The organism is Ruegeria sp. AB10, assembly GCF_056542745.1.
This window is the reverse complement of sequence record NZ_JBQGAI010000005.1, coordinates 59991-85947: the sequence shown is the minus strand read 5'-3', so window position 1 is coordinate 85947 and position 25957 is coordinate 59991. Positions and strand designations below refer to the sequence as shown.

Genomic DNA, 25957 nt, shown 5'->3' with positions numbered 1-25957 from the left:
GGTGAACAGGGCAAAACTCTGGCGCGGCACGAAAAACCCCGCCGTCAGCTTTGCGGCGGGGTTCGGGATTTGAGTATTTATGAAAAGATGAAGATCAGGCGATTTCGGCCAAACGGGCGAGGGCCTCGTTCAGCTTGGCCTCTTCTTCTTCGCGGGCGGCGAGGTTGGCTTTGGCTTCCTCAACTACCTCTTCCGGGGCCGAGGCCACGAATTTGGGGTTGTTCAAACGCCCGCGCAACCCGCCCAGTTCCTTGGCCAGTTTGCCCTTGGCTTTTTCCAGCCGTTCCTTTTCGGCACCGATGTCGATGATATCGGCCAGCGGCAGGCCGAAGGACGCGCCGGGCGCGGCGATCGAGATGGTGCCCTTGGGAAACGAATCCGCTTTGGTCAAACTTTCAATGCGAGCCTGACTTTTGATTAGCGCTTCGTTGCGATCCCAAGCCTCCTGACCTTTCGGATCGATATCCGTTACCAGCATCGAAACGAATAGACCCGCTGGAACGCGCATTTGCTGCCGCGCCGAGCGAGTGTTGTCGATCATCGAAATCACCCAGTTCATTTCGGCTTCGGCTTCGTGGTCAACGAGATCCGCCGCAGTGTAAGTTGGCCAATCCTGATGAACCAGCATCTTGGAAGTGTCGCCGGTCTCGTAACCACGGTTCGACGTGGCGTTCCAGATTTCCTCACTGACGAATGGCATAACGGGGTGCATCAGGATCATGAATTGATCAATTGCCCAAGCATAGGTTTGACGTGTTTCAGCTTTGGCGGCTTCGTCATCCCCTTGAAAGATCGGTTTGGTGAATTCCAGATACCGGTCACAGAAGGTATTCCAGAAGGTGGAATACAGTGCCTGCGCAGCGTCGTTAAAGCGATAGCTTTCAAAGCTGCTATCAACCGTTTCACGTAGCTTGGCGACTTCACCGATGATCCAACGGTTCAGCGTCAGGCTGGCCTTGGGCGGCATCGCGCCGCGCTCGGCGTCGAAGGCACCGATGACGTTGCAGCCGTAGGACGAAGCCTGCCAAATCTTGGTGACAAAGTTCCGGTATCCGGTGATGCGTTCCTTGGACAGTTTCAGCACGCCGCCAATCGCCGCCATCGAGGCGTTGGTAAAGCGCAGCGCGTCGGCGCCGAATTCGTCCACGATTTCCAGCGGATCGATGACGTTGCCAGTGGTTTTGGACATCTTCTTGCCCTTCTCGTCGCGGACGAGCGAGTGCAGGTAGACGGTGTGGAACGGAATCTGGTCGACCACGGCCAGTTGCATCATCATCATCCGGGCGACCCAGAAGAACAGGATATCCGCGCCGGTGATCAGGACATCCGTGGGGAAATAGCGTTCCAGTTCCTCGGTCTGTTCGGGCCAGCCCAGCGTGCCGATGGGCCAGAGGCCGGAGGAGAACCAGGTGTCGAGGACATCAGGGTCGCGCCAGATCGGGTACACCAATTTGGTCGGGTCCTGTTCCACCGCATATTGCGCAAGGCTTTCGGCGAATTGATGAATTGCTGCCTGTTTGTCAGCAACTTCGATGACAGTTGCATGGCTCAGCGGGCTGGGAATATTTGCGTTGTCGTCGAGGAATTTTTCGGTAACGGCTTCTAGGCTGGGTGCGCATTCCATGACACTGCCACGGTGCAGCATACCGCCTTCGTTCAGCAAACGGCCCAACTCGACCAGATCAAGGTCGCCGTCGTTCTCGTCGCCTTTGAAACCTTCCGCAGACAAGTCGAGCCCGTACCAGACCGGAATCTGATGCCCCCACCACAGCTGGCGCGAGATGCACCAGGGCTCGATGTTTTCCAGCCAGTGGTAATAGGTCTTTTCGCCCGACTCGGGGATGATCTTGACCGTGCCGTCCTTGACCGCATCCAGCGCGGGGCCGACGACCTTTTCGGCGTCGACGAACCACTGGTCGGTGAACATCGGCTCGATGACGACCTTGGAGCGGTCGCCGAAGGGCTGCATGATCGGTTTGCTCTCGATCAGCGGGACCAGCTTGTCCGCGCCTTCATGGTCCGGCTTCAAGGCGGTCGACCCCAGACGCGCGTCGTCGGCGCGGCACATGACGGCCAGACCGTCAGCGGTGATCTCTTCCACCACTTTCGCCCGCGCTTCGAACCGGTCGAGCCCCCGCAGGTGATCAGGGACCAGGTTGATCGCGTCGATCTCGTTCTCGGTGAATTCACGCCCGCGCGCATATTCCTGCGCTTTGCCTGCCTCTTCGGCGTAGGGCGCACCATCGGCTCGCATCGCGCCTTTCGTATCCATCAAGCGGTACATCGGGATGCCGCCACGCTTGGCGACCATGTTGTCGTTGAAATCATGCGCGCCGGTGATCTTCACCGCGCCCGAGCCGAATTCGGGGTCAGGGTAGTCATCGGTGATGATCGGGATCTGACGGCGATGCTCTTTCGGTCCGACCGGGATTTCACAGAGTTTCCCAACGATTGGCGCGTAACGCTCATCTGATGGATGAACCGCGACCGCGCCGTCACCCAGCATGGTCTCGGGGCGGGTCGTGGCGATGGAGATATAATCCCGTTCTTCGCGGAAGATTACATTCCCATCTTCATCTTTTTCCAAATACTCATATGTCTCACCGCCCGCCAACGGGTACTTGAAATGCCACATGTGACCGGCAACTTCGATATTTTCGACCTCAAGGTCCGAGATTGCGGTCTCGAAATGCGGGTCCCAGTTGACCAGCCGCTTGCCGCGATAGATCAGACCCTTTTCGTACATGTCGACGAAGACCTTGATCACCGCGTCATGGAAGTTGGCCGAGTTCTCATGCCCCGTGCGCGGATCGCCCGCCGCACCGGCCATGGTGAACGCGTTGCGCGACCAGTCGCAGGAGGAGCCCAGACGCTTCAACTGCTCAATGATCGTGCCGCCGTATTCACCTTTCCATTCCCAGACTTTCTCAAGGAATTTCTCACGGCCCAGTTCCCGGCGACCGGGTTGCTGCGTGGCGGCCAGCATTTTCTCGACCTGCATCTGGGTGGCGATGCCTGCATGGTCTTGGCCGGGCTGCCACAGCGTGTCGAAACCGCGCATCCGGTGCCAGCGGATCAGAATGTCCTGCAGCGTGTTGTTGAACGCATGGCCCACATGCAACGCACCCGTCACGTTGGGCGGCGGGATCATGATGGTAAAGCTCTCGTCGCGCGATTTGTTCGCGCCTGCCTTGAAGGCTCCGGCCTGTTCCCAGGCCTCGTAGATGCGAGCCTCGGCCTCGGCCGCGTTGAATGTCTTTTCCATCGCCATGGGGTGCGTCCTGCGTCATCAATCCTAGGTCAGCGCCTGCAATAACGAATGCGCAGGGGAAGGGGAAGGCCCAAGCGGGTCCTCTGGACATCGACCGGGCGCAGCCTAATGTCGCCTCTAAGGCAGCGACGGGAACAGGCAATGGAAAAATTCGGAAAAAGCCAGCCGGTCAAGCGGGTCGAAGATCAGCGGTTTCTGACTGGGCAGGGGCGGTACATGGATGATGATGTGCCGGGCGATGCTCTGTTTGCGGCCTTCTTCCGCAGCCCGGTTGCGCATGGCCGGATCACCGCGCTGGATCTGGACGCTGCGCGAGAGGCGGACGGCGTGCGGCTGGTCATGACGCTGGACGATCTGGCCAAGGCGGGGATCGATACAGTGATGAACGCGGCGACGGTGACCAACCGGGATGGATCGAAAGCGGCGGCACCGGACCGGCATATGCTCGCCAAGGACCGGGTGCGGTTTGTTGGCGAACCCGTGGCCGTCGTCATCGCCGAAACTCCGATGCAGGCCCGCGATGCGGTTGAGATGATCTGGATGGAGACCGACGATCTGCCCGCCAAGCTGGATATCGACGCCGGAGGGGAGACGCTGCACCCCGAGGCCCCGGACAACCGGGCCTTTGACTGGGGGCTGGGTGATGAGGCCGCGACCGAGGCCGCCTTTCAGCAGGCAGCTCGTACCGTCTCGCTGAACGTTGCTGACAATCGGGTGATCATCACCTCGCTGGAACCGCGTGGCTGTCAGGCGCATTGGGTCAATGGGCGGCTTCAATTTGCGTATAGCGGGCAGGGCGTCTGGGCCATGCGGGCGCAACTGGCGCAAAAGCTGAAGCTGGAGCCGGAGGTGATCCGCGTCACCACCCCCGACGTGGGCGGTGGGTTCGGTATGAAGGTGATGCCGTATCCTGAGTATTTCTGTGTTGCTGTTGCCGCTATGAAACTGGGCCAACCGGTTCACTGGATGTCCGACCGATCTGAGGCGATGCTGTCCGACCATCATGGCCGCGACCTGACCTCGCTGGCTGAACTGGCCTTTGATGAAGATCACAAGATCACCGCTTACCGGGTGCACAGCAAGGTCAATCTGGGCGCTTACAACAGCCATTTCGGTCAGGCGATTCAGACCGACCTGGCCAGCAAGGTTCTGATGGGTGTCTATGACGTTCAGACCACGTTTATGCGGGTCGAGGGTTTCTATACCAACACCACGCAGGTTGATGCTTATCGCGGGGCGGGACGACCCGAGGCGATCTACGTCCTCGAACGGATCATGGACCGCGCGGCACGTGAACTAGGGGTTGATCCGTGGGAGTTGCGACGCAAGAATTTCATCCGGCCCGAGAAGTTTCCCTACATGTCAGCCACCGGCGAAACCTATGATGTCGGCGATTTCGACATGGTGCTGACCCGCGCAGGTGAACAGACGCAGGGATTTGCCGCCCGCAAGGCCGCCGATGCCGAACGCGGCCTGATCCGCGGGCAGGGGTTGTGTTACTATATCGAGAGCATTCTGGGTGCCCCCTCCGAGAACGCAAAGATTGCGTTTTGTGAGGACGGCTCCGTGAACCTCTACGTGGGTACCCAGTCAAACGGGCAGGGGCATGAGACCGCCTATACCCAGTTTCTGTCGGACCAGACGGGCATTCCCACGGACCGGATCACCATCATTCAGGGCGACAGCGACCAGCTGCCCCACGGGGGCGGCACGGGCGGGTCGCGCTCGGTCACGGTGCAGAGCACGGCGACGCTGGCCACAATCGACGTCATGATCGCCGCATTCACGCCTTATCTGGCCGATAAGATGGGGGTCGAGGAGGCTGACGTGAGCTTTGATCACGAAACATTCCGCGCGCCCGGGTCGAACCTGACGCCCACCCTGACCGAGGCGGCAGAGATGGCCCGCGCCGATGGCCGCACCGATCTGTTGCAGCACCAAGCGCGCGCCAACCTTGATGCCCGCAGCTATCCCAACGGCGCGCATGTTGCCGAAATTGTTATCGATTCCTACACCGGTGAAACATGGGTGGACCACTATACAGTCGTCGATGATTTTGGTAACCTAATCAACCCGATGCTGGCCGAAGGACAGGTGCATGGCGGTGTGGTGCAGGGTATCGGACAGGCCCTGACCGAGCATGTTGTGCATGATGCGCAAGGGCAACTGCTCACGGCTTCGTTGATGGACTACGCCTTGCCCCGCGCGGCCGAGATACCCATGATTAAGTTTACCTCGGCACCGGTTCCGTCAACTTCCAACCCGATGGGTATGAAAGGCTGCGGAGAGGCCGGCACCGTGGGCGCGCTGGCCGCTGTGGCAAACGCGGTTCAGGACGCGCTTTGGGATCACGGGGTGCGACAGGCGGATATGCCGTTCACACCCCTCAGAGTTTGGGAATTGTTGACACATGGTTCTGTCGCGGCTGAGTAGAAAGGTTCTGGGATGGCTCGGACGGCCTCTGCGGTCCGAACACTCGGCCGAGGCGCTGCACCGCGAGCCTGTCAGCCATGTCATCATCCTCGACGGCACGATGTCGACGTTGGAACCGGGGTTTGAAACCCATGCCGGGCGGACCTTCCGCCTGTGCCAAGAGATGGGCGGCAAGGTCTCGGTGTTCTACGAAGCGGGCGTGCAGTGGGAAAGCTGGAAATCCTCGCTTGACGTAATGATGGGGCGGGGGATCAACCGGCAGATCCGTCGGGCCTACGGCTATCTGGCGTCGCGCTACAAACCCGGTGATCGGATCTTCTTTATCGGCTATTCGCGCGGGGCCTACGGTGTACGTAGCCTTGCCGGAGTGATTGACATGATTGGCCTGCTCAAGGCCGAGCACGCAACGGTGCGCAATATCAAGCAGGCCTACCGCCATTACGAATGCAACCCAGAGGGCAAGGCAGCCCGCGATTTTCGTCGCCAGTTCTGTCATGAGGAAATCGCCATCGAGATGATCGGCGTTTGGGACACGGTCAAGGCGCTGGGCCTGCGCCTGCCGCTGCTGTGGCGCCGGGCCGAAGAAAAGCACGCATTCCACAACCATCAACTCGGACCTGCAACCCGGCACGGCTATCACGCCATGGCGCTGGATGAGACGCGCGAGGTTTATGAGCCGGTTCTGTGGGAGTGCACCTCTGATTTCAATGGCCATGTCGAACAGGTCTGGTTCCGGGGCACCCATGGTGATGTGGGTGGTCAGTTGAACGGGTTCGAGCAGGCGCGGCCGCTCAGCAATATTTCCCTGATCTGGATGTTGGACAAGGCCGAGTTGCATGGCTTGCCGCTGCCTGATGGCTGGCGTGACCGCTTCCCGACCGCGACCACCGCGCCTTCGGTTGGCACTTGGCGTGGTTGGGGCAAGATTTTCCTGCTGCGCAAGCACCGGAAGATTGGGCGCGATCCGTCGGAACGCCTGCATGTCTCGGTCGCACCGGATGAATTGCCGGGCTGGGTGCCGATGCCGGATTTACCCTCGCACCCCGCGCAATGAAAGGCTGATCATGTGCCGGCGACTCCAAGATCACCGACACTTCAATGTCCGCTTTGAGCCCAAACTCACAACACATCATGTAAAAATGACCCTTTACGTTTTGCTGTTCGCCGCGTTATCAGTGAGCTACTTTTACGCAATGCGCTTATCTAGCGCCGCACGACAGCTCTAGCGTGTCGATTACAAAATGCCCCAAAACCGTTTTGATAAACTCATGGACTTTGTGTGCGTCCGCTATGGCTATTGTGGAGGCGTCAAAGACGGAAAACCAATGCATGTGACACATTTCATTCCTGAAAACGGGAACGTGTCTGCAAGTGAATTTTCTGAATGGGTCATGCTAGCTGAAAACATTGGCCCAGATTCGAACTTGGGTTTCCGTGACCAGCACAAAAAGGACATAGAAGCTGAATTCATCAGGACAATGGGAGGCATTACTGTTCCTGCCACCGACCTAAGATGGGACGCCGATAACTAATCCAATTAGATAAGTGTAACTTAAGAGAAGGTAGCAAAGTCCACACGTCCGACGCCCCGATCTAAAACACCCTCGCAGTTGTCTGCGAGGGTGTTTTCCTCGAAAGGGTCCGTTATGCCTCGCGTTGCTTTTGATTTTGCAACACTTCGGATAAGAGGCTTGGAGAAACGCCTGCACCCTTTCCACATTCCACAATAGAGATGTGGGTTCTGGTGTTCCCAATCACCGCCGACGGTCGCGGCGTGAGCTCATGGGCTGGAACGCCACGCCGACATGCGCCTCGCAATAGGGCTTTCCGGCTTCAACGGGCAGGCCGCAGAACCAGAAATCCTCGGTCGCGGGGTCACCGACGGGCCATTTGCAGGTCTTCTCGGTCAGTTCCATCAGCGTCAGCTTCTTGGCTTTCTTTTCGATCTCGTTGACCTTGGCCAGCGCCTCGGGGCTGATCTCGTTGGCCGACGGCTGCGGCGGCAGCGGCTGACCTGCCGGGATGATCTGGCGGCGGGCAGGAACGGCCGGTTTCGCCTCGGCTGCCGGGGCAGGGGCCGGGCGCGCCGGTTCGGTCTTGGGCGCGGGTTTCGGCTTGGCCTCGGCCTTGGGTGCGGGGGCCGGTTTTTCCTTGGGCTCGGCCTTGGCCGGTGTTGCCCCGGTTGCGCGGTTCGACAGGCCCAGACGGTGCACTTTGCCGATCACGGCGTTGCGGGTCACGCCGCCCAGTTCCTTAGCGATCTGGCTGGCCGACTGGCCTTCGCCCCACATTTTCTTCAGAAGTTCTACGCGCTCGTCAGTCCAGGACATCGGTTGCCTTTCAAAAGCGGAAAGCGGCCCCGGATTCGGGCCGCCTTGGGAATTCGTCTCAGCCCCCTATTTTAATCACTGCGGGCCGAGTTACAAGCGGTCTTCGAATCAGCTATGGGGCAGATATGCAGAATCTTGTGGATCAGGACGCGCGCCGGTTTGGGGCGGTCAACTGGATGGGCCTCTACACGCTGGCCAAACGTGAAACCCTGCGGTTCCTGGCGGTCTGGACGCAGACCCTGCTGGCACCTTTGGTGACGGCGGGATTGTTCCTGCTGATCTTCACCATCGCCATTGGTCCGGGGCGGCCCGACGTGATGGGGGTGCCGTTTCTGATCTTTCTGGCGCCGGGCATCATGATGATGACGGTGATCCAGAACGCTTTTGCCAACACCTCGTCCTCGATGGTGATCGCCAAAGTTCAGGGCAACATCGTCGACACCCTGATGCCGCCGCTGTCGCCGCTGGAAATCCTGTTGGGTTATCTGGCCGGAGGCGTTGCCCGCGGCGCCCTGATCGCCTTGGTCGTCGCGACCGCGTTTCTGGTGTTCCTGTCCATCGCACCGCAGAACCCGCTGATCACCCTGATCTTCGTAATCCTCGGCGGGGCGTTCATGGGCGCATTGGGCCTGTTTGCCGGCATCTTCGCCAACAAGTTCGACCAGATGGCGGCGATCACGAACTTCATCGTCACGCCTTTGGCCTTCCTGTCCGGCACCTTCTACTCGGTCGAGGCGCTGCCGCCTGTTTTGAACCGCCTGAGCCACCTGAACCCGGTCTTCTACCTGATTGACGGGCTGCGTTATGGGATGATCGGCGTTTCCGACAGCTCTCCGTGGTTGGGCATGATCGTCTGCACCGGTGCGACGCTGATTGTGGGCGCGATCACCTGGCAGATGCTGCGCACGGGTTACCGGCTCAAGGCCTGACGCTGCCGCGTTTCGCGCCAGACCAGAATCAACCCGCCGGTCAGGATGATGGCCGAGCCAATCTGGCTGACCGCGTCCGGGATAACGTCGAACACCGCAAAGTCGTATAGCGCGGCGAAGATCAGCGTGGCATAGCTGATCGGGGCCACAAAGGACGCATCCGCGCGGGCCATACCGTTGACGAAACAGGCCTGTGCGCAGGCCATCAGCACGCCAATACCCGCCAGTGCAGCCCATTGCGACGGCGTTGGCATCTGAAACACGAAGCTGACCGCAACCGAGGCAATCGTCAGCCCCATCGCGTTGTTGACCAGAAGGATCTGAATCGGAATTTCCCGACCCGAGAGTTTCTTGATGAAAATCAGCTCCATCCCGATCGACACCGCAGCGGCCAGCGCCAGCAACGCGGCGGGTTGAAAGCTGTCGGGTGTCGGGCGCAGCAGGACCAGCGCTCCGGCCAATGCCACTGCTGCGGCCAGCCAGCGCCAAGGGCCAACACTTTCTTTCAAGAGCGGGACCGCCAGCACCATGGCAAAGACCGGGTTCAGAAAGGAAATCGCCGTGGCGTCCGCAATCGGGATGAACGCGACCGAGGCGAACATCAGCGTGATCCCGACCCAACCGAAACTGGTCCGCCCGATGTGCAACCCCCAATGCGGGCGGCGCAGCTTTGGACGCAGGACGCCCACGGCGCTGACGATCACCAGAAAGGCAAACAGAAACCGCCCGTGGCTGATTTGCATCGGATGCAACGCCGGACCCAGCGTATCCGTCCCCAGCGCTTTGGCCAGCAGCGTCGTGCCCGCGATGAACGCGCTGGCGGTCGCGATCAGCAAGGCCGCAAGGGCAGGGTTCTGGCGCACGGGTGTCATGCCCCTAGCGGTGGGCCAGCATCGGGAAAATAGCAAGCAGGAAACGCAGGTCTCAGGATGAAATTTCAAGCGCAGCAATTTTCAGGGTTTTCAGACCGCCCGCGCCCCGCTATACGCGCCGCCATGATCAAACACGCACATACCCTGCGACTCCGACGCCGACGCATTGCCGCGTAACCGGCCCGTTTGATCCATTGCGCGCTGTAAATCCGCGCAAACCCCACCAAATCTGTTGACGAACCCTGCCTTCGTGTATCACTCACGGGGCTCAACATATCGAAAAGGATGATCCGATGATCCCATCCGTTCTGCCGACCTATAATCGTGCGCCCCTGACCTTTGTGAAGGGCGAAGGCGCTTGGCTGACCGAGGCGGACGGCCGACGTTTTCTGGACCTCGGCGCCGGGATCGCGGTGAACGCACTGGGCCACGCGCATCCTGCACTGGTTAATGCGCTGACCGAGCAGGCACACGCGCTGTGGCATGTGTCGAACCTTTACAACATCCCGCAACAGCAGGCGTTGGCCGACAAGCTGGTCGAGCATACCTTTGCCGACACGGTGTTTTTCACAAATTCGGGCACCGAGTCGTGCGAACTTGCCGTGAAGATGGTCCGCAAGTATTTCTATGACAAAGATCAGCCCGAAAAGGTCGAGATCATTACCTTCAGCGGCTCGTTCCACGGTCGGTCTTCGGCGGGTATCGCGGCGGCCGGGTCCGAGAAGATGACCAAGGGGTTCGGCCCGCTGCTGCCGGGCTTCGTGCATGTCACGTTCGGAGACCTCGACGGCGTCACCAATGCCATCACCGACAAGACGGCTGCGATCCTGATCGAGCCGGTGCAAGGCGAAGGCGGTATCCGCCCGGTACCCGATGCAGAGATGAAGGCCCTGCGCCAGATTTGCGACGAAAACGGCCTGCTGCTGATCCTGGACGAGGTGCAATGCGGCGTCGGCCGGACCGGCAAGCTGTTCGCGCATGAGTGGGCGGGGATCACCCCGGACATCATGATGGTTGCCAAAGGCATCGGCGGAGGCTTCCCCCTGGGCGCAGTGCTGGCTACCGAAGACGCCGCCAGCGGCATGACGGCGGGCACCCATGGCTCGACCTATGGCGGCAACCCGCTGGGTTGCGCCGTCGGCTGTGCGGTGATCGATCAGGTCGCCACACCCGCCTTTCTGGAAAGTGTGAACCGCAAGGCTGGCCTGCTGCGCCAAAAGCTGGAAAGTTTGGTTGCCGATCACCCCGAGGTGTTTGAAGACGTGCGTGGCGCTGGCCTGATGCTGGGCATCAAATGCAAGGCGGCAAACACGGATGTGGTGAATGCAGGTTATGACAACGAGGTCATCACCGTTCCCGCCGCCGACAACGTGATCCGCCTGCTACCGCCGCTGACCCTGACCGAAGACGACATCGCTCAGGCCATGATCCGCCTCGACAAGGCCGCTGCGCAGGTCGAACGCGCGCTTGCGACTGCCTGATTTCATCTTTTCCCAAATACTCCGGGGGTGTGGGGGCTGGCCCCCACCACCCGACAGCCAAAAGCGAAACGAAATGAACCATTTTCTCGATATCCACAAAACTGACGCAGCTGACCTCCGGGCGATGATCAATCAGGCCGGTACGATGAAACAGGCCCGTTTGGGACAACCGAAGGCCGCCTTGGACGACGAGCAGCCGCTCAAAGACCGCATGGTCGCGTTGATTTTCGAAAAACCTTCGACCCGGACCCGCGTGTCCTTTGATGTCGGCGTGCGCCAGATGGGCGGGCAGACCATGGTGCTGTCGGGCAAGGACATGCAGCTGGGCCACGGCGAGACCATCGCCGACACCGCCCGCGTGCTGTCCCGCTATGTCGACATGATCATGATCCGGACCTTTGATGAAACGATCCTGACCGAGATGGCGGAATATTCCGACGTGCCGGTGATCAACGGCCTGACCGACCGCACCCATCCCTGCCAGATCATGGCTGATGTCCTGACCTTCGAGGAACACCACGGCCCCATTGCTGGCAAAAAGGTTGTCTGGACCGGTGATGGCAACAACGTCTGCGCCTCGTTCTTGCACGCGGCGGGTCAGTTCGGGTTTGACCTGACCTTCACCGGCCCGGCACAGTTCGACCCCGAGGAAGAGTTCATGGGTTTTGCCCGCCAGAAGGGCTCGCAAATCGTGGTCGAGCGCGACCCGTACAAAGCCGTTGAAGGCGCCGATCTGGTGGTTGCCGACACCTGGGTTTCGATGCACGATTCCCAGTCGGCCAAGGAACGCCGCCACAACCTGCTGCGCCCGTATCAGGTGAATTCCGAGCTGATGTCGCACGCCAAGCCTGACGCGCTGTTCATGCACTGCCTGCCCGCGCACCGCGAGGAAGAGGCAACGTCCGAGGTCATGGACGGTCCCAACTCGGTGATTTTTGACGAGGCCGAGAACCGCCTGCACGCACAAAAGGCAGTGATGCGCTGGTGTCTGGGCGTTTAACGCCTGCGCACATCCCAAACACGCAGTTTGGCGAGCGTCCGGACGCTCGCCAACACAACCAACGCGCACAGAGCGGTTTTGGTGATAATCTCCATCGTGCCTTCGATCAGCAAAGCGTGCACCACGCTACCGATGATGGTCACAGCGGCCAGCGCCGTGTGACCCAGCCTCCAGACCCGGAACCGCAGGTGCAAGTGTTGCCGATATATGCCTAGAAATACGGCTGCAAAACTCGCCCACATCGCCACCACGCCCCAAGCCGAAAACGGTGTGGGAGAGACGAACAGCAACGCGTCCACGACATCCGGTGGGCTGGTGACCCACAGGCCGCCGACATGGATCAGGATGGTCGCGATCAGAGTGAGGCCAACCCGCCGGTGCCATCGGCGGCTGGCCAGCGGCGAAAGTCCGGGCAGGTATCGCCCGGCCAGAAGGGGCTGCAGCAACAGCAACCCCATACCAACCACACCCGCAAACCCTGCGATGATGTAGAGCGGATCACGCCACGCCAGAAGCGGGCTGTTCGCCGCCGCGATCAGCGGCACTGCCAGAACGAGGGCCAGAACCGTCCAGATCAGCCGGGCACGTGTCACGAATGGTCAAAGGGGCTGCAAGACAAAATGCGCGGCGAGAGTCTTGTTCTTCGAGCTCGCCATGATCGGCCGCAGGAACACTGTCTCGAAGTCTCCGCTGTCATAAGCCAGATGGCCATGCGGCTGGCCAAACGCAGGCACGATCTGCGGCATCTCCAGCCGAAACTCTCCGTTCGCATCGGTCAGCGTTGCCCCGTGGCTCTGCGGGTCGCGTTCGTGGCCTTCGGTCGTGTGCGCCCAGATCTGGATGCGCTGGCCGGGCAGGGGGGCTCCGTCACCTGCGCGGCGCACCGTGCCTGTCATCCAGAACCCGCCGCCGCCGATCCGATCAACGATAGGCGCGCCAGGGCGGTAATTGTTCGACCCACCACGCATGGAGGGTGTCGGGGCCAGCCCCGCCGCGCGCGCAGGCAGCAGCAGTCCAGATGTGCCGGTCGCCAGAACAGCACCGCCGAGGGCGATCAGGGAACGACGGGAAAAGCGTGTATTCGTCATGTCGGGACCCCCTGCAAGGTTTCCTCCAATTTGGTGGGAACGCGCCACGGCGCAAAGATAGCACGATTCACGCCTTTTCCGAGGCGGGTTTCACGGCCCTGTGATCGCCGCGCGCGAATTTCTTTGACCCTGCGTGAATAAGAGTGCCATCCTTCCGGCACTGATCCGAAAGGCTGCCCGATGGACAAGATGCAAACGGTGTCACCTGACGAAATCGCCGCCTTCAGACGCGACGGAGCCGTCGTCCTGCGCTCGAAGTTCTCGGACCATTGGCTGTCGTTGCTGCGCGCGGGGATCGATGCGGACCTTGCCGCCCCAACCGACAACTTCACCCGCCATACCAAAGACCCCAGCGCCCCGGCCTATTTCGAGGATTACTGGGCCTGGAACAAAATCCCTCAGTTCACCGATTTTGTGCGCAATTCCCCCTGCGCCGCGCTTGCTGCGCACCTGCTGGGCGCACCATCGATCAATCTTGTCATGGATAACTGGTTCCTGCGCGAGGCCGGGTCGACCTCGCGCCCGCCCTTTCATCAGGATCTGTCCTATTTCGACTTCGAAGGCACGATGTGTGTCCTCTGGCTGCCACTTGAGCCAGTAAGCAAGGAAAATGGGATTGCCTTCGTCAGGGGCTCTCATCTGTGGGACAAGCTGTTCATGCGGGTCCGGTTTGAGGATGGGCACCCCAGCTATGAACCGACCGAGGTTGCCGGTCGGACCTATCACCCGCCACCCGATGTCAACGCCGACCCCGACGCCTATGACCTGTTGCAATGGGATATGCAGTTGGGCGACTGCATCTTTTTCGACATGCGCACGCTGCATGGTGGCTTGTCTTCGGTCACTCCAACCGAAACGGTCCGGCGCTTTACCCTGCGGATGACGGCTCCGAACGGGATCATCCGGTATCGCGGCGATTGGGCAAAAGATGAGCGCGCGCAGTTCGAAGCGGCGGGATACCGTGAAGGGGATCGTATCGACGGGACGTTCTTCCCCCGGCTATGGCCGTAGATAGCGCAACAGCACCTGCACCCTGACTGTGCAAAATTGCGCGTTTTCCTGTGGCTATGCGCCCTATATCCTTCATTTGAGAACATTTAACCTCTGATCGCAGGAGAGCCGGAATGAGTTGGAACCCGACCCACAACCCCGAATGCCTGTCGGAAAACGCGGCACTTGAAACCTTGATCATCCCACGTGCCCGAGATCTGGGCGGGTTCGAAGTGCGCCGTGCGCTGCCTTCCGTCAAACGCCAACTGGTGGGGCCGTTCATCTTCTTCGATCAGATGGGGCCGGCTGAGTTCATCACCGATGGCGGCATCGACGTCCGCCCGCATCCGCATATCGGACTGGGCACTGTTACCTACCTGTATCAGGGCGAGTTCGAACATCGCGACAGTCTCGGCACCCATCAGATGATCTACCCCGGCGAGGTCAACTGGATGGTCGCCGGACGCGGTGTTACCCATTCCGAGCGCACCAGTGCGGAAACGCGCGGCAAGAAACACAGCCTGTTCGGCATCCAGACCTGGATTGCTCTGCCCGAGGCGCATGAGGATATGGCGCCCGATTTCGAGCATCACAAGCAAACCGCGCTGCCGCACATTCAGGACAATGGGGTCAGCGCCCGCCTGATCCTCGGGTCGGCCTATGGCGAAACCAGCCCCGTCACCATGTTGTCCGAGACCTTCTATATGGACGTCCAGCTTGATCCGGGTGCCGCGTTCCCCCTGCCGGATGATCACGAGGACAGGGGTGTTTATGTCACGCAGGGCTCGGTCGAGATTGCCGGTGACCGGTTCGAGGAAGGCCGCATGATGGTATTCCGCCCGGGCGATCAACTGTCGGTCAAGGCGGGGCCGTTGGGTGCGCGGCTGATGCTGCTGGGCGGCGCGACGCTGAACGAGGATCGGTATATCTGGTGGAACTTCGTGTCGTCCTCGAAGGAGAAGATTGATGCTGCCACCCGTGAATGGAAAACCGCCGACTGGGCGAATGGCGCGTTCCACCTGCCGCCGGGGGATGATCAGGAGTTCATTCCGATCTCGGATGAGCTGGAGCGCACGCGGCCCAGACGGGTGCGCTGACCAAACGTCATGGGGGCTTGTCCGGCATCCGTATCCCGGCGATCCTCTCCGCCGGGGAGGGACACCATGAAGATCGTGATCGCAGGCGCAGGCAGTATCGGCTGTTATTGCGGGGCTTTGCTGGCCCATGCAGGCCATGACGTGACTTTGCTGGGCCGGTCACGCATTTTGGACCCAGTCCGCGACAAGGGGCTGACGGTCACGGATTTCTCGGGCCTGAGCTGTCACGTGGCCGCGCAAGACCTGACCCTGACCGAGGATGCAAGCTGTCTGGCCACCGCAGAGGCCGTGATCGTGACCGTCAAGACCGGCGCAACGGCCGAAATCGCCGCCCGGATCACGCAAAACAAGCCAACATCTGCCCCAGTCCTGTCGTGGCAGAACGGGATGGACAATGCCCGCACCCTGCGTGAGACCCTGCCGGATCACGACGTGCGCGCCGGAATGGTGCCGTTCAACGTGGTGCCGACCGACCCGGCGTGTTTTCATCGGGCGACCTCGGGCGAGATCGTCATCCAAAGCGGCCCCGGTGATTTGGGTCAAAGGCTCAGCAGCGCCGATCTCCCGGTGATCGAAAGCGACGACATCGACGCGGTGCAATGGGGCAAGCTGGTGATCAACCTCAACAACGCGCTGAACGCGCTGTCCGGTCTGACGCTGAAAGAGCAACTTCTGGATCGCAATTGGCGGCGGTTGATGGCGGATCAGATGGCCGAAGCTCTGACGGTGCTTGGGGCGGCAGGTCACCCGGTGGCCTCGACCACACCTCTGCCTGCGTGGATGACGCCGCATATCCTGCGGCTGCCAACGCCGATCTTTACCCGCATCGCGGCGCGGATGCTGACGATTGATCCCAGCGCGCGGACATCAATGGCCTATGATCTGATGGCAGGGCGCCTGACTGAGATTGACAGCCTGCAAGGCGAAATCATCCGCCTTGGCGCGCAGTCTGGAGTGGCGACCCCGATCTGTACCAAAGTGCGGGCGCTGATCGAACAAGCGCCCGAAACCGCTCTGTCACCGGATCAGGTCAGGCCTTAGGCCGCGTCAGATAAAGGCTGTCAGAAACATGAAAATCGCCGCGGACATGGCCGCAGCCGCAGGAACGGTAATAACCCAGGCTGCCACGATGGTCATGAAATGCGAACGACGCACCAGCTTGCGGCGTTGATGTTCTTCGCGGGCTAGCCGCTGTTCGGCGGGGCGCTGTTGGTTTGTTTGCTTCCAGCGGCGGTCCGAGTGCCATTCGCGATAGAAACCAACTCCGAACACGGCACCCACGGCGATATGGGTCGAGCTGACCGGCAGACCCAGCCAACTGGCCACGATCACGGTGATTGCCGCCGATAGCGCCACGCAGAAGGCGCGCATCGGGTTCAGCTTGGTGATCTGGCTGCCTACCATGCGGATCAGTTTGGGGCCAAACAGGAACAGGCCGAATGAAATCCCGAATGCGCCGATCACCATGACCCAGGTTGGGATCGCCACTTTCGAGGCGAAATCGCCGAATTCCGCCGCGTGCACGATGGCCGCCAACGGGCCTACCGCATTGGCGACGTCGTTGGCGCCATGCGCGAAGCTTAGGAACGTGGCCGAGATCACCAACGGCAGGCCAAACAGTGTTTTCAGGGATTTCGTGCGGTTTTCCAACCCTTCGGACTTGCGCCGTACCCACGGCACCGTCAACGACCAGACCAGCAGACCCGAGGTCAGACCGATCAGCAGGGCTATCTCAAGCTCGATCTTCACAATCCGTTTCAGGCCTTTGACGGCCAGATAGGTTGCAAACGCTGCCGCCATGACGGCCACGAGGATCGGAACCCAACGCCGAGCAGCGGCGATCTTGTCGTCCTGATACTGAATCTTGGTCTTGATCAGCGCCAGAAAACTGGCCGCGATCACTCCGCCCAGAACCGGTGAAATCACCCAGCTTGCGGCAATGGCGCTCATTGTGCCCCAGCTGACGGCGCTCAGCCCCGCTGCGGCGATGCCTGCGCCCATCACGCCACCCACGACCGAGTGCGTGGTCGAAACCGGCGCACCGACCCAGGTGGCGAGGTTGACCCACATGGCTGATGAAATCAGCGCAGCCATCATCGCCCAGATAAACACATTGCTGTTCTGTACCGAGGCCGGATCAATGATTCCCTTTGAAATGGTCGAGACCACATCCCCACCGGCCAGCAGCGCGCCCGCGCTTTCAGCGAGGGCTGCGATCACGATCGCACCACCCATGGTCAGGGCGTTGGCCCCAACCGCCGGACCCATGTTGTTGGCCACATCGTTGGCGCCGATATTGACCGCCATATAGGCCCCGAATACCGCTGCCGCGACAACGATCAACCCGCCATCCGCGTGTCCAAAAACCACTGCAGCCGACAAACCGGCCAGCGCGATAAAGGCCAGCGCGATGCCGGGCGCCAGCATCGGGCGCGCCACATGGACACTCGCATTTTCAACACGCGAGATGCGATGCAGGTCGCTGTCCAGCGCCTGCCAACGGTTTTTTGTAGTGATGTTCGACATGGGATTTGCGGCTTGCTTGAGTTGACACAGGCGGCTAGACGGTTTCACCCGCGCGGGCAACCGCCTCGTCATCAATTTTTTGCGAAACTGTTACAACTGGAGCAGTATGTCGCGCAGCTCCGGCTCGGCGACGCGTTCGGCTGCAATGGCAGGAGCCACCCAGACCCGCTTGCGCTCATCCGCTTCGGGAAAGCAATCCGCAAGATCCTGCACTTCGACCCGGTAGACATTGGTCAGAACCGGAAGGGCCGAGCCGTCTTTCAGGACTTTGTCATAGGTAAAACAGCCTATGGGTTCTTTGGCGATGCTGGGCGCACGCACGCCAGCCTCTTCCCAAGCCTCCTGCAGGGCTGTTTCGGCACCGTCCTTGCCGTCAATCGGCCAGCCCTTGGGGATGATCCAGCGCCCAGTATCGCGGCTGGTGATCAGCAGAACCTCTGGCCCGGTTTCGGTTTCCCGAGTGCACAGTGCTGCGAACTGCACCCGCTTGGGGCGCAGGAAAATGGGTCTTGCGACCTCCTCCCAGATGTTCCGCAACCATTTGGTCATAATTTGATCTTTTGCGCGCGCGTTACCGTCAAGAGGCAGACATATAGCAACAACAGGCGGTTTCTTCAATGAGCCCCTCTGAATTTCATACGCAATCATCGGCTTGGAAATTTCGCCTGAAAACCCAATCAAATCGTCAATCGCGGTTTTGTCCCCGCCGTTTGGCGCGCAAGGTTGGATCGGCCTGGGTCGGATCTTCGGGCCAGGGGTGTTTTGGGTACTGTGCACGCATGTCCTTGCGGACATCCGCATAGGATCCGGCCCAGAAACCGGGCAGATCGCGGGTGATCTGGATCGGGCGCTGCGCCGGGGACAGCAAGGTAATCTTCAATGCCTGTCCCCCCACGACAGGGTGCCGCGTGACACCGAACAGTTCCTGCAGGCGCACCGATATCTCGGGCACCGCACCGCCGTAATCAATCGGCACCTTGCGGCCCAGCGGCGTTTCGAACGATCCCGGTGCGCGGCGGTCCAGCTCTTGCGTCTGGTTCCAGTCCAGCCGGGCACGCAGGGCGGGCAGCAGGTCGAACCGTTTCCACTCGTCGGCATTGCGTACGTTTGAGAGCATCGGCAGCAGCCAGTCTTCCAGGGTTTCTGTCAGTCCCTCGATGGTAAAATCAGGCAGGTCCGCACCCTCGGCCCGCACCAGTTCCACCCGGGCGGCCAGACGTGCCGCGGCGCCGTCCAGCCGCAGGCCAAGATCGCGCACGCCGTCCAGCATGGCTTGCGCCACTGCTTCGTCCGGAACGTCTTTCCAGATGCGGTCGCTCAGAGTGATTGCACCGAACCGCTCTTGTTGGCGCGCCACGACCCGTCGGTCGCGCTTGGACCATTCGCAGCTGTCGACCCACTTGATCTGCCCCTCAAACAGATCACGGATTTCGCGTTCCGATATCTGGGCAGCCATGCGCACGCGCGCTTCTCGCGGATTCCCGTCGGTATCCGTTACCACCAGATAAGGCGCGGCGGCCAGCGTGTCGCCACCGTCCAGCACAGCCCCTTTGCCACCCGACAGGACATAGCGAGGCGCATCGCCCTTGCGGCGTTGTCCGACCCTGTCGGGATAGGCCAGCGCGGCCATCGCGGCAGGACTCAGATCGGTGGCGTTGCCCCGTGAGCGCAGCCGTTTGGCCTCGGCCTTGATCCGATCCACGGCGCCATTGTTCACTTGCCAGACCCGATTGCGTTGAAACGCGCGTATATCGCGCAGCGCTTCCAGCCGCAGCAGCATATCCGCCGGGGCCCCTTTGAGCGGGTCGCGTTCGGCCATCAACGCGGCCAAGGGCGCGGCGTCCGGCCCGGCGCGCACCAGCATATGCCCCAGGCGCGGGTGCAGAGGCAGCGCGGCCAATGCGCGTCCGTGTTCGGTGATCCGCCCTTTGGCATCCAGTGCGCCCAGCATTGTCAGCAAGGCCTTCGCTTCGGCCATCGTGCCTTCGGGCGGAGGCGTCAGGAAGGCCAGATCGTTCGGTTCTGCGCCCCACAGCGCCAGCTCCAGCGCCAGTCCGGTCAGGTCGGCGGCTTCGATCTCGGCCGGGGGGTAGGCGGCCAGCGCGCCTTCTTCGCCCTTGGACCACAGCCGATAGCAGACCCCTTCGGCCACACGTCCGGCGCGGCCTGCGCGCTGGGTGGCCTCGGCCCGTGTCACACGCTCGGTCACCAGTCGTGACATGCCCGAGCCCGGATCGAACCGCGCCCGCCGTGCCTGGCCCATGTCGACCACCACCCGGATGTCGGGGATGGTCAGCGAGGTTTCGGCAATCGACGTGGCCAGCACCACTTTGCGTCCGGCCTCAACTGGCGCAATCGCCGCGCGCTGGGCGGCGAAAGGCATCGCCCCGAACAGGGGGCGCACCGCACAATCGCCGGGCAAACGCCCGGACAAGGCGGCCTCGGCCCGCCGGATTTCGCCCTCACCGGGCAGGAACACCAGTATACCGCCACCGGTTTTGCGCGTGTCCCGCTCGGCCTGAACCACCAGATCGATCAGAGCGTCCAGCCGTCTTGCCTGCGCCCCCAAGGGACGGTCCAGCCAGCGGGTTTCAACCGGATAGCTGCGCCCCTCGGAGGTGACCAGAGGGGCCTCCATCAGACGCCCGACGGGCTCAGCATCCAATGTTGCGGACATAGCCAGCAGGATCAGATCGTCCCGCAGCGCGCCGGTGACCTCGAGGCACAGGGCCAGCCCCAGATCGGCGTTCAGGGACCGTTCGTGGAATTCGTCGAAGATCACCGCACCCACGCCGGGCAAATCGGGGTCGGATTGCAGCATCCGGGTCAGAATGCCCTCGGTGACCACCTCGATCCGGGTTGATTTCGAAACCTTGGCGTCGCCGCGCACCCGGTAGCCGACCGTTTCACCGGCACGCTGGCCTAACGTTTCCGCCATGCGTTCGGCGGCGGCGCGTGCAGCCAGCCTGCGCGGTTCCAGCATCACGATCTTGCCGTCACACACGCCTGCTTCGAGCATCGCCAGAGGCACTCGTGTCGTCTTGCCCGCGCCCGGAGGCGCCTGCAACACAGCACGGCCCGAAGCCTTGAGGGCGGCAAGCAGATCAGGGATGGCGTCGTCGATTGGCAGGCGTGTCATGCGGGCTTTATCCGCCAACCGTTCCACAAGGTCCAGTTCCGACAGGCTGCGGCAATTCTCATGGTGCTTGGCACTGGACAAACCCCATTCCGCTACGCCATCAAGGCGAAAATCGGGTATGGGGACGCGCATGAACACCGCTGAGCTGGGCGACAGAATTTTGAACGGCGAGCGCCGCGCGCTGGCCCGTGCGATCACTCTGGTTGAAAGCGGCCGCGACGATCACCGGGCGCAGGCGACCGAGTTGCTGGCCCATGTCGCCAAGTCCCAGCGGCAATCCCTGCGCATCGGTTTGTCGGGAACGCCCGGGGTGGGCAAGTCCACCTTTATCGAAAGCTTCGGCATGATGCTGATCGGGCAGGGGTTGCGCGTGGCGGTGCTTGCGGTCGATCCCAGCTCGGCCCGGTCGGGGGGCTCGATTCTGGGTGATAAAACCCGGATGGAGCGTCTGAGCCGTGAGAGAAACGCCTTTATCCGCCCGTCGCCCAGCCAGTCGCATCTGGGCGGTGTCGCACGCCGCACGCGCGAGGCGATTGCCCTGTGCGAGGCGGCGGCCTTCGATGTGGTGCTGATCGAAACCGTCGGTGTAGGTCAGTCGGAAACCGTGGTGTCGGAAATGTCAGACCTGTTCCTGTTGCTGCTGGCCCCGGCGGGCGGGGACGAACTGCAGGGCGTCAAACGCGGCATCATGGAAATGGCCGACATGATTTTGGTCAACAAGGCGGACGGAGACCTGAAGGCCACTGCCACCCGCACCTGTGCCGATTACGCCGGTGCCCTGCGCCTGTTACGCAAACGCCCGCAGGATCCGGACGGGTTTCCCAAGGCGATGACGGTCTCGGCGGTGGAAGAACATGGGCTTGAGGGCGCGTGGGCTGAAATGCAGTCCCTCACCCAATCGCGCCGGGATCGGGGGCACTGGGATGCAAACCGGGCGGCACAGGCGCAGTACTGGTTCGAGCAGGAGGTGCGCGCCGCCCTGCTGGCGCAGCTGTCCACCGCGAAGGCTCGGGCCGATATGGATCATCTGGGTGCGCAAGTGCGTGCAGGCGGGCTGAGCCCCTCGACGGCTGCGGAAACCATGCTGTCGTCACTCATCTTGCGATAGGGTGTGTGTCTAAGCGGAGTGTAGCGGACATTCCATCCAGGGTTGTGTTGTGGACTGACGATGGCGCGGAAACGTGTTAGTCTGGCCTCCTGATGTAGTGGACCGGTCCAAATGCCCAGAATAAATGGGACAAATAGCGACGACGATATCGACGTCACAGGCGATAGCGGCACCCTGAACGGGAACCCGCAGGGGTCTCCGATTGACAATATCCGGGGACGGGGCGGTGACGACGATATAAATGTCACCGACAGCGTCATCGCCGACAACGTGATCGGCAATGCCGGAAGTGACACCATTACCGTTACCAACAGCACTGTCGGCGGTCGCGTTTCTTCGGGGTCGGATGCCGACACCGTTGACATAACCGGCTCGACCGTCGGAGCCATTCGGCTGGGGGGCGGCAACGATACACTGAATTTCAGCAGTACTTCCGTCGACGGCGACATTCGTGGTGGCAACGGAACGGATACGCTGAACCTGCCCGTCGGGACCGTGATCAATGACAGCGTTTTCGGCACCATCACGGTCGAGGATGGTGTCGGCTATTCATTGTCGAGCGGTACGTTTACCCTGCCGTCCGGCATCGTGGTCACGTATTCTGCGTTCGAAAACGGCTCGGGCGTTCCATGCTTTACCCGTGACACTGCTATTCTGACGCAAACCGGAAAGCGCCCGATTCAAGAGCTGCGGATCGGGGACATGATCCCCACCATGGAGCACGGGTTGCAAGGCATCCGGTGGATTGGCCGGCGTGGGTTCGGCCGGGCTGAACTGCTGAACAATCCGCGCCTTTGGCCGGTGCGCATTCTGGCCGGTGCGCTGGGCAACGGCCTGCCCCGGCGCGATCTGCTGGTGTCGCGTCAGCACAGGATGCTGGTGCAGTCAAAAATCGCCGAGCGCATGTTCGGCACATCCGAGGTGTTGATCCCGGCGATCAAGCTGACCGTTCTGCCGGGGATTTTTGTCGATGAAACCGTAACAGGGGTTGAGTATTTTCATCTGTTGTTCGACCGCCATCAGGTGATTTTCGCCGAAAATGCCCCAACCGAAAGCCTTTTCACCGGCGTTGAGGCTCTGAAGTCACTTGGCGCAGAGGCGAGGCGTGAGATTTTTGATATTTTCCCTGAACTGATCGAAAAGCGGCTGACACCGAGACCTGCGCGCTTTATTCCGCGCGGACGGCAGCAGGCGCGCCTGTTGGAGCGGCACCGAAAGAACAACAAACCATTGCTGCGGGCGCAAACTTTCCCCGGTCAGTGACGTTGGTTTAAAGAATTCGCGTGATCCGTCTTGACCCTTCCCGCGATTCCCACTACACGCATCCAACCAGTTTTCGGGCGCGACTTCGGGTTGCGCCCCTTGTGATTTGGCCGCTGGCATCATGCCCGGCCTCCAGAAACAAAGGAAGAAACCATGTCGCGCCGTTGCGAACTGACCGGAAAAGGCCCGATGACTGGCAACAATGTCAGCCACGCCAAAAACAGAACTCGTCGTCGTTTTCTGCCGAACCTGAACGACGTTACCCTGCAGTCCGAAGCTCTGGGCCGTGGCGTCAAGCTGCGCATCTCGGCTGCTGCTCTGCGTTCGGTTGACCACCGCGGTGGTCTGGACGCGTTCCTGGCCAAAGCCAAGGACGAAGAGCTGTCGGCAAACGCGCTGAAAGTGAAAAAGGAAATCGCCAAGGCGCAAGCTGCGGCCTAAGCCCTTTTTTACCTGAAAAGAATTCGGCCCTGTACCGCACGGTGCAGGGCCTTTTCTTTTGTGGGCTGTTCCCGGATTGGAACTAAAATTCCTCTGTTGGTGACATTGTTCACATACACTTGGCTCTGCTCGTTTTATGTTCAGTCATATTCATCTGGCGGAGTTCTATCTCATGTCTTTCAAACTATCTGATTATCTCTCCCTGTTGGCTGCCTTTTTTGGCAAAATGTTTGGGACATGCTTTCGGATGCAACGACAGGTGAACAGGTTGCATACGAGCCTGACCAAAGGGTCTGTCAAACGTCCCGGCGTGGACGGCTGACACCAAACCCAACCTTGCGGGCTTCGGGCGTTTCCGATTGCGCTTGAAGCCCGCTTTGCGTCGGGCTTATATCCGGCGCAGGATGAAGACCGTTCTGAACAGATTCTTGCCTTTGGCACTTTCGCTGCTCGTCATGCTAACCGGGCAGGGTGTGGCCGCGTCGCGCGGAATGGACAGGGCGGTGGGGCAGATGGTGCTGTGCACCGGCTCGGGTCCGGTGGTGGTCTATATGGACGCCGAAGGTCAGCCGGCGCAGCCCCCGCATTTCTGCCCGGATTATGCGCTGACCCTGTTGGGTGCGATTGCGGTTCCGGAACCCGAACTACCTGTTGTTCCCGACACCGATCGGCCAGTGCCCTTGCGCAAGGCCGACAACCTGATTGCTCTTCCGCTTCCTTACAGACCGGCACGCGCGCCTCCGGCTCTGATTTGAGTTTTCTCTTTTCAGACACTTAAACAAGGAGAGGCGCGATGTCCCTCAAATCCAAACTCCTGGCCTCGATGGCCACCGCACTGCTGGCCACTTCTGCCTGGGCGCAGGATGCAATTTCCGTTGACGACGCTTATGCCCGATCATCGGGCAAGTCGGCCAAGGCCGGTGCTGCTTTCATGATGATCCAAAATGCTGGCGAAACCGATGACCGGCTGATCGGTGTGGAATCGGATGCCGCCGCACGGGTCGAACTGCATACCCATAAGGTTGATGACAGTGGCGTGGCCAAGATGGTGCATGTCGAGGAAGGCTTTGTCATTCCGGCAGGCGAGATGCACATGCTGAAACGCGGTGGCGACCATGTCATGTTCATGGGCCTGACCGCTCCGTTCGAGCAGGGCGCGACGGTTCCCGTGACCCTGATCTTTGAAAAGGCGGGCGAGGTTGAAATCGAGATCCCCGTCGATCTGGAACGTCAGGACAAGGGCGGTCACGGATCGCACTCGAACTGAGCGAACGCCTGTCTTCGGGCCGCTCTGCGGCCCTCATCCATGCGTCAGGTCGGGCTTTGCCCGGCCTGTTTGCGTTTTGCCGAACGGATCAACGATTGACCACCCGCATCGCCACGCGGTCATGGGCACGTTTGAAACGGGCGGTCAGCCAGAACATCACCGCCGAGAAGGCGAGCGCGCCGAACGCGATGGCCCATCCCAGTGCTACCATACCGCTGCCGGGCCAGAAGATCAGCACCAGCCCGATCACCAGCGCCACGATCCCCGAGTTGCGGATCGATGCGGCATCGGGGTGTTGATCCGACATCTGCCGCCACGCCGCCATAGAGCCGACGCCCATGATCAACGCCCATGCACCCAGTAAGAAGAAGGTCAGCCGAGCCACGCCCTCGGGCCAGATCAGCAACACCAGACCGATCAGCAGCGCGCCGATGCCAACGCCCCCGATCAGGCCGCGCCGTCCGAAGCCCAGCAAGGTCAGGCCGCCGTCGAACACCAACAGCAGGCCGACAAGCCGCAGCAAGAGGGAAATGCTGCCCGTCGGCCAGAACAGGGCCGCGATCCCCAGCGCCCCGGCCAGAAGCCCGCGCAACAGGAAGGTCCACCACAGCCCCGCCAACTGGTCGCCCACTGCGTCGCGGCTGTCCAGACTGTCGTCGTCAAGGATCTCTTCTCGTGGAAACTGGGGGTCTGTCATTGGGCTCTCCCGTCGCGTTGGGCCT

Annotated in this window: 23 protein-coding genes; 14 read left to right on the top strand and 9 right to left on the bottom strand. The window is 61.1% G+C overall.

Annotation, left to right across the window (positions count from 1 at the left end; all coding sequences use genetic code 11):
- Nucleotides 1–94: 94 nt before the first annotated feature.
- Nucleotides 95–3271: a valine--tRNA ligase gene (locus ACR0NT_RS11800; protein ID WP_170445237.1), complete on the bottom strand. Its 3177-nt coding sequence runs from the start codon at nt 3269–3271 to the stop codon at nt 95–97.
- A 141-nt stretch (nt 3272–3412) separates the two neighbouring features.
- Here ACR0NT_RS11800 and ACR0NT_RS11795 point away from each other — a divergent pair, with 141 nt between their 5' ends.
- The 3 genes from ACR0NT_RS11795 to ACR0NT_RS11785 all read left to right on the top strand — a co-directional run bounded on the left by ACR0NT_RS11795 (nt 3413) and on the right by ACR0NT_RS11785 (nt 7236).
- Entirely contained in the window at nt 3413–5704 is a 2292-nt protein-coding gene (locus tag ACR0NT_RS11795) for a xanthine dehydrogenase family protein molybdopterin-binding subunit (RefSeq protein ID WP_170672229.1), read from the top strand.
- Entirely contained in the window at nt 5682–6758 is a 1077-nt protein-coding gene (locus tag ACR0NT_RS11790) for a T6SS phospholipase effector Tle1-like catalytic domain-containing protein (RefSeq protein ID WP_170445231.1), read from the top strand. The genes ACR0NT_RS11795 and ACR0NT_RS11790 overlap by 23 nt, the downstream gene beginning before the upstream one ends.
- A gap of 187 nt (nt 6759–6945) precedes the next feature.
- The gene (locus tag ACR0NT_RS11785) at nt 6946–7236 is read left to right on the top strand and encodes a hypothetical protein (protein WP_170672227.1); all 291 of its coding nucleotides are present in this window, start codon (nt 6946–6948) and stop codon (nt 7234–7236) included.
- 222 nt (nt 7237–7458) lie between these two features.
- On the opposite strand, the gene ACR0NT_RS11780 is transcribed toward ACR0NT_RS11785, so the two are convergent.
- Complete coding sequence (locus ACR0NT_RS11780; protein ID WP_170445228.1) at nt 7459–8034, bottom strand: GcrA family cell cycle regulator; 576 nt, start codon at nt 8032–8034, stop codon at nt 7459–7461.
- Between the two features lie 125 nt (nt 8035–8159).
- Between ACR0NT_RS11780 and ACR0NT_RS11775 the strand changes: the two genes are divergently transcribed.
- Entirely contained in the window at nt 8160–8963 is an 804-nt protein-coding gene (locus tag ACR0NT_RS11775; protein WP_170672225.1) for an ABC transporter permease, read from the top strand.
- Here ACR0NT_RS11775 and ACR0NT_RS11770 read toward each other — a convergent pair.
- Nucleotides 8945–9835 (bottom strand): DMT family transporter, encoded by an 891-nt coding sequence (locus ACR0NT_RS11770; protein ID WP_170672223.1) that lies wholly within the window; start codon nt 9833–9835, stop codon nt 8945–8947. The genes ACR0NT_RS11775 and ACR0NT_RS11770 overlap by 19 nt on opposite strands.
- A 293-nt stretch (nt 9836–10128) precedes the next feature.
- Between ACR0NT_RS11770 and ACR0NT_RS11765 the strand changes: the two genes are divergently transcribed.
- Nucleotides 10129–11316, top strand: a complete 1188-nt coding sequence (locus ACR0NT_RS11765; RefSeq protein ID WP_170672221.1) for an aspartate aminotransferase family protein — start codon at nt 10129–10131, stop codon at nt 11314–11316.
- 73 nt (nt 11317–11389) lie between these two features.
- Complete coding sequence (gene argF, locus ACR0NT_RS11760; protein ID WP_170672219.1) at nt 11390–12316, top strand: ornithine carbamoyltransferase; 927 nt, start codon at nt 11390–11392, stop codon at nt 12314–12316.
- Here argF and ACR0NT_RS11755 read toward each other — a convergent pair.
- Both ACR0NT_RS11755 and ACR0NT_RS11750 read right to left on the bottom strand, forming a co-directional pair.
- Nucleotides 12313–12909: a ferric reductase-like transmembrane domain-containing protein gene (locus ACR0NT_RS11755; protein WP_170445214.1), complete on the bottom strand. Its 597-nt coding sequence runs from the start codon at nt 12907–12909 to the stop codon at nt 12313–12315. The two genes, argF and ACR0NT_RS11755, sit on opposite strands and share 4 nt — an antisense overlap.
- Nucleotides 12910–12915: 6 nt before the next feature.
- Nucleotides 12916–13404 carry a peptidase associated/transthyretin-like domain-containing protein gene (locus tag ACR0NT_RS11750; RefSeq protein ID WP_170445211.1) on the bottom strand — a complete coding sequence of 163 codons (489 nt, stop codon included), beginning with the start codon at nt 13402–13404 and terminating at the stop codon, nt 12916–12918.
- Between the two features lie 180 nt (nt 13405–13584).
- Between ACR0NT_RS11750 and ACR0NT_RS11745 the strand changes: the two genes are divergently transcribed.
- The 3 genes from ACR0NT_RS11745 to ACR0NT_RS11735 all read left to right on the top strand — a co-directional run bounded on the left by ACR0NT_RS11745 (nt 13585) and on the right by ACR0NT_RS11735 (nt 16532).
- On the top strand, nt 13585–14415 hold the full coding sequence (locus ACR0NT_RS11745; RefSeq protein ID WP_170672217.1) for a phytanoyl-CoA dioxygenase family protein: 831 nt from the start codon (nt 13585–13587) through the stop codon (nt 14413–14415).
- Nucleotides 14416–14528: 113 nt separating this feature from the next.
- Nucleotides 14529–15491, top strand: coding sequence for a pirin family protein (locus ACR0NT_RS11740; RefSeq protein ID WP_170445205.1), 963 nt, complete (start codon nt 14529–14531; stop codon nt 15489–15491).
- 66 nt (nt 15492–15557) lie between these two features.
- Nucleotides 15558–16532: a 2-dehydropantoate 2-reductase gene (locus ACR0NT_RS11735; RefSeq protein ID WP_170672215.1), complete on the top strand. Its 975-nt coding sequence runs from the start codon at nt 15558–15560 to the stop codon at nt 16530–16532.
- A gap of 6 nt (nt 16533–16538) precedes the next feature.
- Here ACR0NT_RS11735 and ACR0NT_RS11730 read toward each other — a convergent pair whose 3' ends face one another.
- From ACR0NT_RS11730 to hrpB, 3 genes are all read right to left on the bottom strand, one after another.
- Nucleotides 16539–18017 carry an inorganic phosphate transporter gene (locus tag ACR0NT_RS11730; protein WP_170445199.1) on the bottom strand — a complete coding sequence of 493 codons (1479 nt, stop codon included), beginning with the start codon at nt 18015–18017 and terminating at the stop codon, nt 16539–16541.
- Between the two features lie 90 nt (nt 18018–18107).
- Nucleotides 18108–18566, bottom strand: a complete 459-nt coding sequence (locus ACR0NT_RS11725) for an NUDIX hydrolase (protein WP_170445196.1) — start codon at nt 18564–18566, stop codon at nt 18108–18110.
- Between the two features lie 136 nt (nt 18567–18702).
- The gene (gene hrpB, locus ACR0NT_RS11720; RefSeq protein WP_170672466.1) at nt 18703–21156 is read right to left on the bottom strand and encodes an ATP-dependent helicase HrpB; all 2454 of its coding nucleotides are present in this window, start codon (nt 21154–21156) and stop codon (nt 18703–18705) included.
- 130 nt (nt 21157–21286) lie between these two features.
- On the opposite strand from hrpB, the gene meaB reads away from it, so the two are divergent.
- The 5 genes from meaB to ACR0NT_RS11695 all read left to right on the top strand — a co-directional run bounded on the left by meaB (nt 21287) and on the right by ACR0NT_RS11695 (nt 25235).
- Nucleotides 21287–22264, top strand: a complete 978-nt coding sequence (gene meaB / locus ACR0NT_RS11715; protein ID WP_170672213.1) for a methylmalonyl Co-A mutase-associated GTPase MeaB — start codon at nt 21287–21289, stop codon at nt 22262–22264.
- Between the two features lie 111 nt (nt 22265–22375).
- The gene (locus ACR0NT_RS11710; protein ID WP_170672211.1) at nt 22376–23527 is read left to right on the top strand and encodes a Hint domain-containing protein; all 1152 of its coding nucleotides are present in this window, start codon (nt 22376–22378) and stop codon (nt 23525–23527) included.
- Nucleotides 23528–23680: 153 nt separating this feature from the next.
- On the top strand, nt 23681–23968 hold the full coding sequence (rpmB, locus tag ACR0NT_RS11705) for a 50S ribosomal protein L28 (protein WP_170445188.1): 288 nt from the start codon (nt 23681–23683) through the stop codon (nt 23966–23968).
- A 434-nt stretch (nt 23969–24402) separates the two neighbouring features.
- Complete coding sequence (locus ACR0NT_RS11700; protein WP_480443110.1) at nt 24403–24723, top strand: hypothetical protein; 321 nt, start codon at nt 24403–24405, stop codon at nt 24721–24723.
- A 38-nt stretch (nt 24724–24761) separates the two neighbouring features.
- Nucleotides 24762–25235: a copper chaperone PCu(A)C gene (locus ACR0NT_RS11695; RefSeq protein WP_170445181.1), complete on the top strand. Its 474-nt coding sequence runs from the start codon at nt 24762–24764 to the stop codon at nt 25233–25235.
- 88 nt (nt 25236–25323) lie between these two features.
- Here the strand turns inward: ACR0NT_RS11695 and ACR0NT_RS11690 are convergent, their stop codons facing one another.
- Complete coding sequence (locus ACR0NT_RS11690) at nt 25324–25932, bottom strand: DUF308 domain-containing protein (protein WP_170445178.1); 609 nt, start codon at nt 25930–25932, stop codon at nt 25324–25326.
- Nucleotides 25933–25957 lie beyond the last annotated feature (25 nt).